Annotated in this window: 6 protein-coding genes; 1 reads left to right on the plus strand and 5 read right to left on the minus strand. The window is 70.8% G+C overall.

The annotated features are described in order from the left end of the window. Nucleotides 1-49: 49 nt before the first annotated feature. Nucleotides 50-1402 carry an SGNH/GDSL hydrolase family protein gene (locus ACIRA5_RS38070; protein WP_403698837.1) on the plus strand — a complete coding sequence of 451 codons (1353 nt, stop codon included), beginning with the start codon at nt 50-52 and terminating at the stop codon, nt 1400-1402. A 40-nt stretch (nt 1403-1442) separates the two neighbouring features. Here ACIRA5_RS38070 and ACIRA5_RS38075 read toward each other — a convergent pair whose 3' ends face one another. From ACIRA5_RS38075 to ACIRA5_RS38095, 5 genes are read right to left on the minus strand one after another with little or no spacing between them, the layout of a single operon-like run. After that, nucleotides 1443-4280, minus strand: a complete 2838-nt coding sequence (locus ACIRA5_RS38075; protein ID WP_403698869.1) for a hypothetical protein — start codon at nt 4278-4280, stop codon at nt 1443-1445. A gap of 32 nt (nt 4281-4312) precedes the next feature. Next, nucleotides 4313-5425, minus strand: a complete 1113-nt coding sequence (locus tag ACIRA5_RS38080; protein ID WP_352050774.1) for an AAA family ATPase — start codon at nt 5423-5425, stop codon at nt 4313-4315. 59 nt (nt 5426-5484) lie between these two features. Next, a complete protein-coding gene (locus ACIRA5_RS38085; RefSeq protein ID WP_403698839.1) occupies nt 5485-6936 on the minus strand; it encodes a VWA domain-containing protein in 1452 nt (483 codons plus the stop codon). Further along, nucleotides 6933-8351 carry a hypothetical protein gene (locus ACIRA5_RS38090; protein WP_403698841.1) on the minus strand — a complete coding sequence of 473 codons (1419 nt, stop codon included), beginning with the start codon at nt 8349-8351 and terminating at the stop codon, nt 6933-6935. Before ACIRA5_RS38090 ends, ACIRA5_RS38085 begins: the two co-directional genes overlap by 4 nt. Next, nucleotides 8321-8824, minus strand: a complete 504-nt coding sequence (locus ACIRA5_RS38095; protein WP_403698843.1) for a hypothetical protein — start codon at nt 8822-8824, stop codon at nt 8321-8323. The genes ACIRA5_RS38090 and ACIRA5_RS38095 overlap by 31 nt, the downstream gene beginning before the upstream one ends. Between the last annotated feature and the right edge of the window lie 166 nt (nt 8825-8990).

Genomic DNA, 8990 nt, shown 5'->3' on the forward strand with positions numbered 1-8990 from the left:
GGCATCACTGAAAACCCCGCAGCACGGGGAATTGGGAGGGCGCACATCCATGAATCGAAGATCGTCGATCGTAAGCCTGGTGGTCGCGGGGTTACTCGCGGCCGCCTTCGTGGTCGCCTCGTCCGCCGTGCGGGCGGCGGACGCCGGCCTCGGGTCGTCTCGCCCCGCTGAAACGCATCAGTCGTCGAACGGGCATTGGGTGAACACCTGGGTCTCCATGCCTCAGCTCACCGAACCCGCCAACATGCCGCCCGCACCGTTCACGCGGGACGGCCGGGTGCTCACCGACGCGACCCTGCGGCAGACCATCCATGTGTCGGTCGGCGGACGGCATCTGCGGCTGCGCTTCTCCAACGCGTTCGGCGGCGCGGAGCTGCCGATCACCTCGGTCTCCGTGGCGCTGCCCCTCGACGGGCAGGCGGGCGTCAGCGCGATCCGGCCCGGCACCTCCCGGCCGGTGACCTTCGGCGGCCGCTCCTCGGTGGTGGTTCCGGTGGGAGCCCCCATGGTCTCCGACCCCCTGGACTTCGACCTCGCCCCGGGGGCCAACCTCACCGTGACGGCCTACCTGGCCGAGGGTCAGGCGTCCACCAGCATCACCTCCCACCCCGGATCCCGGACCACCTCCTACCTCCTGTCCGGCAACCACGCCGAGGACGAGGACCTGCCCGGAGCCACCCCCACCGACCACTGGTACTTCCTCAGCGGCGTCGAGACATGGTCGCCTCGCACCGGGGCGGCGGCCGTGATGCTGGGCGACTCGCTGACCGACGGTCGCGGTTCCACGACCAACCTCAACAACCGCTGGCCGGACGAGTTGCTCAGGCGGTTGCAGGCCGAGGAGGGTTCGGCCGGGGTCGCGATCCTCAACCAGGCGGCCGGCGGCAACCGCGTGCTCCACGACGGTCTCGGTCCCAATGCTCTCGCCCGACTCGACCGTGACGTCCTCGCGCAGAGTGGTGTCGCGTGGCTGCTGGTCTTCGAGGGCGTCAACGACATCGGCACCGCCGAGCCCACCGAAGCCGCCCAGAAACAGGTCACGGCGGATCTGATCGCGGCCTACGAACAGATCGTCGTGAGGGCGCACGCACAGGGCATCCGGGTCTACGGAGCGACCTTGACGCCCTTCGGGGGCAACACCGGGTACGACGACGCGGCCGGGTACCGGGAGGCCTCCCGGCAGGCGGTCAACCGGTGGATCCGCACGAGCGGCCGCTTCGACGCCGTCGTCGACTTCGACCGGGCGGCCAGAGACCCCGGGCAACCGGCCCGTCTGCGGACCGCGATCGACGTCGGCGACCACCTCCACCTCAATCCGGCCGGCTACCAGCTCCTCGCCGACGCCGTCCCCGCGCGACTCTTCCGACTCGCGCCACTTCCTGGGGACTTCGGCCTCGGTTAGCACCCGGTTGGAAGAGGGACGAGCCTTCTCGGGCCCGATGTCAGGGGCCGGCCAGCAGCGCCTCCAATGCCAGTGCCGTATCGGGATGAAGACCGAGCAGCGCCGCACCGGACGGGCCGGGGGCCGCCGTCCGCCACGTACCCTCACAGCCCAGCAGGCTCGCCACCGCGTCGCAGGTCGCGGGGTGGGCGACAAGCAGCGCGGCGCCGGGGCCGTCGTCCGCGCCGCGCGCCGAGGGCGCGGCCTCCGGCACCGACTGCGCCCGCCACGGCGGCACCCACGCGTCCAGCGCCGCCAGCCGGCCGGGGAAGATCCGTCCGGCCTCCCGGATCAGCAGCGGGGCCAGCTCTGTGCCGCTCGCACGCAAAGTAGTGATCAGGGCGGGCAGCCAGGGCAGGAGCACCGGGTCCGGCAGCCGCCCGAACGCGTTCGACACTGCTTCCACGACGAAGTCGGTGAGGGCAGGGACCGGCTCCAGGGCGTGTACGAAGCCACTGAGGTAGCGCGGATAGGCGGGCACCACCAGAGGGTTGCCGAGCAACTCGTCGCACCGCGCCCGAAGGTCGGCCCGGGAGAGGTTCCCGAGCTGTGTCTGCGCCGCCCACAGCAGCGCCGTCTTCGAGGGGTCCGCCGGATGCGACTGGCCGACGGCCAGTTCCAGTTGGGTACGGTCACAGCCCAGCGACAGCGCCAGGCTCTCCATGCTGAACAGGAAGCCCAGCATCGCCGCCACGTGACCGACGGTGGCATCCTCGTCGGTGAACGCCGTGGGCAGCAGGGTGCAGTAGTGCGCGTACCCGGCCTTGACGAAGGACTCGATCCATGGCGGCAGCGTCGGCTCGCTGGTGCGGTAGTACGCCAGCAGCCGGCGCACCCGGCGCAGCACCTCCGGCGCGCCGTCGACGCTGCGTTCGGTCGCCAGCACCTCCAGCGCGCGGGTGCCCAGTTCGTCCGCGAGGCGGCGGCTGCGCAGATACAGCGTCGCGTCCTCGACGGTTCCCAGAACGGTCGCCGTGGTGGCCTGCGGGCCGTACACCGTCCGGCGCAGACGCTGTTCAAGGACCTGTTCGATGCTGACGCCCTCGTAGCCGAGCTCGATGAGCGCACGCTGGTGGGTGCCCAGCGCCAGGTCCCACGACTCCTGGATCGACCGCTCCCCCAGCTTCCGCTCGCCCATGATCGGCCGCGCGGCACCCTGGGGCAGCAGACGGCGCAGCATCCACAGCACGTCGGAGCAACGCTCCAGTTCCGGCTGGGCGGCTATGTTCAGCAACGCCCTCTGCACGCCGCGCTGTTGGAGCTTGAGGTTCAGCGGCGCGAGCCGGTCGTGCACGTCGCGCGCCAGCGGTGGCAGCGCGTCGTAGCCGACCTGGCCGACCCGGTCGCCGCCCATCATGATCTCCACGAGCCGGCGCACATCGCGCCGGCCCGGCACGGTGTCCTTCTCGATGCAGGTGACGGCAGCGTCCTGGAAGTCGTACGGCGTCGGCCTGGCCCGGTCGCGCATCCCGGCCAGCAGGATCGACGTCTCGAACACGGCGATGGCGTCGGCGGTGGAGGCGAGGTAGCCGTTGCGGCGCGCTGCCCGCACGATCTCCACGGACCAGCCGAGCAGTTCGTCCTCGTCCAGCCGGTCGAGGACGGGTGGTCGCCGCAGGAAGCCGGTCAGCTTGTCCGCGGGTGGGAGCGCCGGTACCGGAGCCGCCGCGGCCACGGTCTTCTTCGCCCTCGACTTCTTCGCGCCCGCCTGTCCCGCCAGCCGGTAGGGCCGCACACGGGTACGGCTGACGTTCTTCGCCCAGACGGTCGCGGCGATCGACACCGAACCGGCGGCGAGTCCGAACTGCGCCTCGATCGCCGCGTGGCTGGACGGGATCAGGCCGTGCTGCCACTTGGTCGCGCTGCGCGGGGTGATCTCGAAGGTGTCGGTGCCGTGGACGCCGAACTCCTCGACCCGGCTGGCCGCGTGGAAGGCTCCGCAGACATAGAGGCAGTCGTCGGGATCGGTGCCGGTCGCGGCCAGGTGCTGGCGCATCCTGGTCCACATGTAGCGCTCGCGGTCCTCGTCCACCCGCACCCGGTGCGGGTCGCCGGGCGCGAGGCGCCGGAAGAGGCTGCCGATCAGCAGCATCACCTGGCGGTAGGTGTCGTGGTCGCTGTCGCCGAGCGGCAGTTCGACGTACTGGTGCCACCACTCCGACCAGTGCCGCACCCTGCCGTGCCGCAGCAGGTGTTCCTCCAGTTCGGCGAAGCGCGGGCGCAGGTCGCCGATCTCCACGCCGACCGCGTCGCCGTGCAGTGCGGCCTCCTCCTCGGCGGGCGGGGCGTCGGAGTCGGCGGGCTCGCCGGCGTGCGTCCCGCGTGTGTCCCACTGGAAGACGTGGTCCGAGGAACGGTCGACGAGGACGAGTTCGACACCGGGCGTGTCCAGTGCGTAGGCGATCGCCTGGTACTCGGCCGAGGCCTCGGTGATCGGTGCGACCACCGACAGCGGAGACCACTCGGCCGGGAAGCCGTCGATCTCGGTCGCGAAGGCCTGAACCGCCACCGGGAGCCTGCAGTTGCGCAGTTCGGTCAGCAGCGGCGCCATGTCCTCACACAGCTCCAGGTATACGACCTTCGGCTGTTTCTCCCGCAGGCGGCGTGCCATGGCCAGCGCGGAGGCGGGCGAGTGGTGGCAGACGGGGAAGATCTCCAGGGGCTCGCGCACCGCGCGGTCGACGTCCTCGACGATGCCGAGGAGGACGCCCTCCAGGGCGTCGGGCCCGTCGGCCAGCGTCGCGGCGGCCCCCTGCAACTGCGCGCGCAGCGCTTCGAAGGTGCCTTCGTGCGTGGACTTGTGCGTGGTCCTGTCCGTGCTCCTGTGTGCGCCGCTCATGGTCCCGTCCCGCGTGCTCTCGTGCGTGCCGCTCATGACAGGGTGGCGATCGCGTCGCGGCCGCCCTCCAGGAACTCCGGCCAGGATCCGCCCTCTTCCTTGCTGCGCGGCTCGACCACGCCGTGCAGGTACTTGTTGAGGATGGCCAGGTCCTCGGGCTCGCGCCGGGCCAGTGACCCGACGAGCGAGGAGGCCAGGGTGTGGGCGGTCAGGGCGCGTTCGCCGAAGAAGTTGCTGTGCAGGATCGCGTCCTCGAGCACGCCGATCTGCTCGGCGGTGGACAGCGCGGACTCCAGCTTCTCGTCGTCGCTGCCGGCCGCGGCCGCGGAGGCGCGCAGGTCGGCGAAGCTCTGCAGCAGCACGTCGAGCAGGGTCGGCGGCACGTCCAGCTCGATCTGGTGACGGCCCAGCAGTTCCTCGGTGCGGAAGCGGACGATCTCCGCCTCGCTCTTCTTGTTCGTCACCACGGGGATGCGTACGAAGTTGAAGCGGCGCTTGAGCGCCGAGGACAGGTCGTTGACGCCCCGGTCACGGCTGTTGGCGGTGGCGATGATCGAGAAGCCGGGCTGGGCGAAGACGATGTTGTCGCTGTCCAGCTCCGGGACCGAGATGTACTTCTCGGACAGGATCGAGATCAGCGCGTCCTGGACATCGCTGGTGGAGCGGGTGAGTTCCTCGAAACGGCCGATCGCGCCGGTCTCCATCGCGGTCATGATCGGCGAGGGGATCATCGAGTCCCGCGACTGCCCCTTGGCGATGACCATGGACACGTTCCAGGAGTACTTGATGTGGTCCTCGGTGGTGCCGGCCGTACCCTGCACCACCAGCGTGGAGTTGCGGGAGATCGCGGCGGACAGCAGCTCGGCCAGCCAGCTCTTGCCGGTGCCGGGGTCGCCGATGAGCAGCAGACCACGGTCGGAGGCGAGCGTGACGATAGAGCGCTCGACGAAGCTGCGGTCACCGAACCACTTCTGCGAGATCTCCCGGTCCAGGCCGTCGGAACGCTCGGAACCCAGGATGAACAGACGGACCATCTTCGGGGACAGCCGCCAGGAGAAGGGCTTGGGGTTGTCGTCGATCGACTCCAGCCAGTCCAGTTCCTCGGCGAACTTGATCTCGGCGGGGGCGCGCAACAGGTCGGACATCACAGGGCCTTTCTGAACGGAGAAAAGATGAGCGAGGAGTGTCTGAGCGGGCAGGACGCCTAGGCGAGGAACGTCTTGAGCTCGTGGACGAGCTTGCGGATGTGGCCGGAGAGCACCGGCGTACCGAGGTCCTTGAAGCGCTCCCGGAACCACGGGTTGACACTGCCGCGGCCGGAGCTGGTCACCGAGCCGACCGGAATGAACTTGGCTCCCGAGCGGTGGATGGCGGCCATGCTGTCGAACAGCGGCTCGGACCGCCATTCGTAGAAGTCGGAGATCCACACCACGACGGTGTTGCGGGGCTCGGCGATCTTCGGCTGGGCCAGGGCCATGGCGACCGTGCCGTCGGTGCCGCCCCCGAGGTTGGTGCGCAGCAGGGTCTCGAAGGGGTCGTGCACCCATGCGGTGAGATCGAGCGCCTGGGTGTCGTACGCGATCAGATGGACGTCCACCTTGGGCAGCCCGGCGAATATGGAGGCCAGGATGGTGCAGTTCACCATCGAGTCGACCATCGAGCCCGACTGGTCCACGACGACGATCAGCCGTTGCGGCGTCGTCTTGCGCGCGGTGTGCCGGTAGTAGAGGCGGTCGACGTACAGCCGCTCCTCCTCCGGGCTCCAGTTGGTGAGGTTCTTCCAGATCGTGCGGTCGAGGTCGAGGTTGCGGAACACCCGCTTGGGCGGGACCGAGCGGTCGAGCGCGCCCACCGTGGTCTTCTCCACCTGGGTGCGCAGCACTTGGGCGACCTCGTCGACGAATCGGCGGATCAGGGCCTTGGCGTTGGCCAGGGCTACGCCCGACAGGTTGTTCTTGTCCCGCAGCAGCTGCTCGATCAGCGACATGCTCGGGGTCAGCTGCGCGGCGAGCTGAGGATCGGCCAGCACCTCGCGCAGGCGCATGCGCTTGACGAGGTCGGCCTCGATCGCGCCGAGTTCCGGGCCGATCGCCGGAATCAGCCGGCTGAGGTCGGGGGTCGTGCCCGGGCCGCCGGTACCGGTCGGGCTGACCCCGGGTCCCGCGGTGCCTGCCCCGGACCCCGCGCCGGCGCGGCCACCGCGCAGTTCGCCCGGCTTGCAGCCGAGTGCGCGCTCCAGCCAGCCCGCGTCGGACTGCCAGCGTGCCAGCTGTCCGGCGGTGACCGTGCCGGTGCCGGCGGCGAAGACGTTGAGCAGCACCTTCGACACCAGTGCCGCGCGTCGCACTTCGGCGGCCCGGTCCCGGGCCTCGTCGTCGGCCTCGGGCACCATCAGACCGTCGAACTCCTCGGCCAGGTCCGGGTGGCGCTGCACGATCGAGTCGACGGAGTCGCCGGGGTCCAGCAGCGCGGACGGCAGGCCGATGTCCTCGACGACGGCGAGGCTCGCCGACTCCAGCGTCGCCTGCTCCTCGTGGTCGAAGAGCCGGGCGAGGAGCCGCCAGTACAGAACCTGACGGCGGTTGTCGTGAGAGTGGTGAGAGTCGTGAGGGTCCGCTTCGGGGTGCGGTTGGGGTGAGGTCGTCGCGTCGGTCATTTCCGCAGCAGCCTTCCGGCGCGCTCCCGGAGCACGGCCACGGTGTCGGTCGCGGCCTTCTCGGCCTTGACGCCGACCTTGTCGGTCGTGCCCCCGGCCCATGCCCCGGCGTGGAGGGCGACGGGCTTCTTCCGCACGGTCGTCTCGACGGCCAAGGGCTGGACGCGATACGTTCCGGCGTCCCAGCGGAGCAGCCCTATGCAGGCGTTCGATGTCGCGACGGACTCGGGGGTGAGCGGGCCGGCGGTCGGAACGCGGTCGGTGTCGACGGCGAGAGGGTGTCCGGCGACCGTGAACGTCATCGTCTCGTCCTCCTGCTGGGCGGCGTAGCCCTCCAGGAACACGGGGACGGCGATGCGCGTCGGGTGCCGGTCCAGCGGTGCGGTCGCCGGGTCGGCGGCGATGGGCAGGGCGACGCGGGCGGTGGTGAAGGCGTCGGCGGGCTGGCTCGGGCGGGCGTGCTCGTCGCTCCAGATCAGGTCGCCCTCGGCGGTGACCGGCATGTCGGTGAGCTCCATCGAGCGGCCTTCGCCGACGGCTGCCAGAAGCGACATGTGCGGCCGCAGCAGCTGCCAGAGGCCGGCTCCGACGACCGTGTCGGGCTTCGGCACCGACACGGTGGCGCGCACCAGGCCGGGCGCGGAGCCGTCGGCCGGTTCGAACACCGCGTGGACCTGGGCCTGTGCCGCGGTCGCGTGTTCCTGGAGGTCGACTCCCAGGGGCAGCAGACGACCGGTGGCGGTACCCGGCGTGGGCACGTCGGCGGCACCGGGCAGCGTCAGCAGTATCCCGCGTGCCCAGAGGTCGCCCCAGCGGCGTGCCGGGATCCTCTCCAGGGCGGAGCCCGGGCAGGACGCGGCGAGTTCGGCGGCGAAGCCGTCGAGGAGCGTCGCCGGTCGGCGCAGGGACGGGTCCGGAAGCATCGCGGAGACGACCTGCGCCGCCCCGGAGACCACTTCGTGGTCGATGCCCTGCCATCCGGCCCGTGCGAGATCGCAGAACCAGGCGCGGGCGGCGGCGAGCAGGTTCGCCGCCTGCCGCCCACCGGTTGCCGGGACGGCCTCCTCGCCGCGGGGGCGACCGGTCGCCTCGGTGACGCGGGTCATCAGTGCGTCGTGGACGGAGCCGAGCAGTGCGGTGCGGGCGGCGGCGAGGGCGACGAAGTGGTCTTCGCCCGCTGCCCCGGCCGCCGCCTTCGCCGCCGCCTCGGAGACCCGGGCGGCCAGCGGTGTCCCCGCGACGGCGTGCGCGAGCTCGGTCAGACCGGCGGCCTGGGCGGGTTGCGGACGCAGCAGGCCCGCGACGAGAGCCTGGTCGAAGGCGTCGACGGCCGCCAGCGCTTCGTCGAGCCCGGCGATGGGGTCGGAGAGCAGATCCGCGCGCATCACGCCACCGCCCTGGTCGGCGGGAACCACTGCATCTCCGGCAACGGCGCGGTGGTCGGGGCGAGTTCGAGATAGGCCAGGTGGCGCAGGAACCGGCTGAAGACGGGCGCGGCGGCCTTGGTGTCTCCCTGCGCCGGTCGTGTGTTGCCCATGACGTGGGCGATGGCCGGTCCGCTCGGCTCGCCGTCCGCGAGCTCGACCCTCAGATAGCGGGCGACGCGCTCGGCGCCGTACTGAAGCACCGCCTCGTTGATCAGGGCCCGGATGTGATTGCAGAACATACCCCGCGCGCCGCCGCAGGGGCGGTTGTTGTTGGTGCTGCAGGCGAACGCGTAGGTGCCGGCCGCGACCGACGAGACGTAGACCCGCTCGATGTCCGAGCCGCTGGACACCACACCCTGGAGGCGTCCGTCGGCCAGCTCGACGAAGGGCACCTTGGCGAGCTTCCGCGGCCGCGCGGGCACCGTCACCCGTGCCGTGCTCGACCTCTCCCAATCCGACAACGCACCATCTCCTATGCATCAGAGGGGACTTCCACGCCACTTCGGCGGGACACGACTGAACATAGTGGCGACCACTGACAGTCATAGTGATACGCGGGTCTCCGGTGGCCGTGACCCGATCACTGACTGACGTCCTGCTGGACTGTCCTTGCGTTGATCTGTCCGG

This window comes from Streptomyces sp. NPDC096311 (assembly GCF_044763085.1).
GTDB lineage: Bacteria > Actinomycetota > Actinomycetes > Streptomycetales > Streptomycetaceae > Streptomyces.

Bases quoted from the DNA above. Each gene is read 5' to 3' on its own strand.
- ACIRA5_RS38075 (WP_403698869.1), bottom strand. From the start codon at position 4,280: ATGAGCGGCGCACACAGGAGCACGGACAGGACCACGCACAAGTCCACG.
- ACIRA5_RS38070 (WP_403698837.1), top strand. From the start codon at position 50: ATGAATCGAAGATCGTCGATCGTAAGCCTGGTGGTCGCGGGGTTACTC.
- ACIRA5_RS38080 (WP_352050774.1), bottom strand. From the start codon at position 5,425: ATGTCCGACCTGTTGCGCGCCCCCGCCGAGATCAAGTTCGCCGAGGAA.
- ACIRA5_RS38085 (WP_403698839.1), bottom strand. From the start codon at position 6,936: ATGACCGACGCGACGACCTCACCCCAACCGCACCCCGAAGCGGACCCT.